This window comes from Micromonospora sp. NPDC049662 (genome assembly GCF_040675055.1).
In the GTDB taxonomy this organism is placed as follows: Bacteria; Actinomycetota; Actinomycetes; order Mycobacteriales; family Micromonosporaceae; genus Micromonospora.
The window spans coordinates 1-1,784 of record NZ_JBFAOC010000120.1; the positions used below are offsets into that span (position 1 = coordinate 1).

Annotated in this window: 3 protein-coding genes; 1 reads left to right on the plus strand and 2 read right to left on the minus strand. The window is 70.9% G+C overall.

The features are described from left to right. Nucleotides 1–181 precede the first annotated feature (181 nt). Together AB0J36_RS34410 and AB0J36_RS34415 are read right to left on the minus strand one after the other, a co-directional pair. The gene (locus AB0J36_RS34410) at nt 182–370 is read right to left on the minus strand and encodes a DUF397 domain-containing protein (RefSeq protein ID WP_357128257.1); all 189 of its coding nucleotides are present in this window, start codon (nt 368–370) and stop codon (nt 182–184) included. Next, the gene (locus AB0J36_RS34415; protein ID WP_357128260.1) at nt 358–1,158 is read right to left on the minus strand and encodes a helix-turn-helix transcriptional regulator; all 801 of its coding nucleotides are present in this window, start codon (nt 1,156–1,158) and stop codon (nt 358–360) included. The genes AB0J36_RS34410 and AB0J36_RS34415 overlap by 13 nt, the downstream gene beginning before the upstream one ends. 273 nt (nt 1,159–1,431) lie before the next feature. On the opposite strand from AB0J36_RS34415, the gene AB0J36_RS34420 reads away from it, so the two are divergent. Next, nucleotides 1,432–1,686 (plus strand): flavin reductase, encoded by a 255-nt coding sequence (locus tag AB0J36_RS34420; protein WP_357399366.1) that lies wholly within the window; start codon nt 1,432–1,434, stop codon nt 1,684–1,686. The last annotated feature ends 98 nt before the right edge of the window (nt 1,687–1,784 follow it).

A 1,784-nucleotide genomic window follows, 5' to 3' on the forward strand; every position in this document is an offset into this window, starting at 1 on the left:
ATTTCCCCCCACCTAACTAGAAGTTGCGCGGGGGGGGCCCGTCGGGCCGCTCGCCCGCCGGGCCGTGCGGCCGGGGGGGGGGGCGGGCGGGCGGGGCGGGGCGGGGCGGGGTGCCGGGGCTGGGCGGGGCTGGGGCGGAGTGCCGGGGGCGGGGGCGGGGAGGTCTGCGTGTGGGGTGCGGTCAGTGCTGCTTGGCGTAGGCGACGAAGGTTTTCCAGGCCGTCGGGGTTACGTGCAGGGTGCCGCCGTCGCGGTCCTTGGTGTCGCGCACCAGCACGACGTGCGGCAGGTTGTCGGCGACCTCGACGCAGGAGCCGCCGTTACCGCCGGACCGGGTCGACTTGCGCCACCGTGGGGTCAGGGTGTCCATGACTTCGCCACTTCCTTGATCAGCTCGATTGACGGCCGGCGGGGGAGCGCCTCGTTGCGGACGATCTCCCACGTCTTCGCCAGCTTAGCGACGTCGGTCGACGCGTCGACGAACTGCGCGATGAGCTGGTTGTCGGCGTGCGCCACCCGTTCGCCGTCGGGCATCTCGGCGATGATGAACTGGCCGGCCAAGCCCAGGTACATGCCAGCATCCACCGGCACGACATGCACCTGGATGTGCTCCTGGGTGGCCAGCTCCACCAGGTGCTCGCACTGCTCGACCATCAGGCCCGGTTGGTCGAGCACCGGCCGGCGGAGCACCGCCTCGTCCAGCACGGCGATGAGCTGCGGCGGACGCGGGCGGCGCAGGATCGCCTGCCGTTCCAGCCGGGACGCGACGATCCGGTCGACGTCCTCGGCGTCGAACCGCCCGCCGGCCAGCGTGGCGCGGGCGTACCGCTCGGTCTGCAACAGGCCGGGCACGTACGCCAACTCGAACCAGCGCAGCGTGGTCGCCTCCCGCTCGAACTCGATCCATTCGCGCAGCCAGGCCGGCTCGGCGTCGAGCCGGCCCAACCGTTCCAGCATCCGCTGGAAGCGCTCGCCCGTCCGGTGGTGGTTGTCGACGGCCCGCATGTACTCCTTCGTGGGCGGTCGCCCGCCCGTCTCCACGGAGCTGACGTGCGAGCCCGAGTAGCCGATTCCCCGGCCGAAGTCGTCCTGGCTGAGCCCTGTCTCCGCCCGCAGCAGGCGCAGTTCCTCCAGCACGTAGTCCGTCACTGTCCCCATTGACTCCCCCATCTCTGCCCAACCCGAAGCCGCGTGTCCCTCGTGGCTGCTCGACCGGACCGCTGATCTGCGCGGATGCCGCGAGCACGGATCGACCGTAGTTGACTCCTCGCAGACTGTCACCAATGGCGGGTTCGCTGGTGGCCGCAATGGCGGTGGCGGGCTCTGCCCGGGGTCGCTCCCGTTTCCCCCTTGCGGGAGCGACCCCCTTCCCCTGCACGAGGAGGTCGATGTGCTCAGCCCGAGAGACCACGACGAAGCGCGGTGGTGGTGATGGTGGTCCGTCCGCCCGTTCCGCACGTTGCCATGCGTCCGCTCTGGCGGTGCCGCAACTGCGGCCGGGAGTGGCCCTGCCAGCCGGCCAAGCTCGCCCTGCTCACGGAGTACCGGACCAACCGCACCGGACTGCTGATCTACCTCGGCACCCTGATGAACGAGGCGACCCAGCAGCTCACCCAACTCCACCCCGACCACCCGCCCGCCCGGATGACCGAGCGCTTCCTCTCCTGGGCGCGGGCCCGGGGCTGAGGGCTGCCCCACCCCGCCCGCTCCCGATGATCAAGAGGTTTGGCGGCGGCAATGCCTCGGTGCAGACGCAAAACGAATTAAGAAAAGGGCTGCGAGGG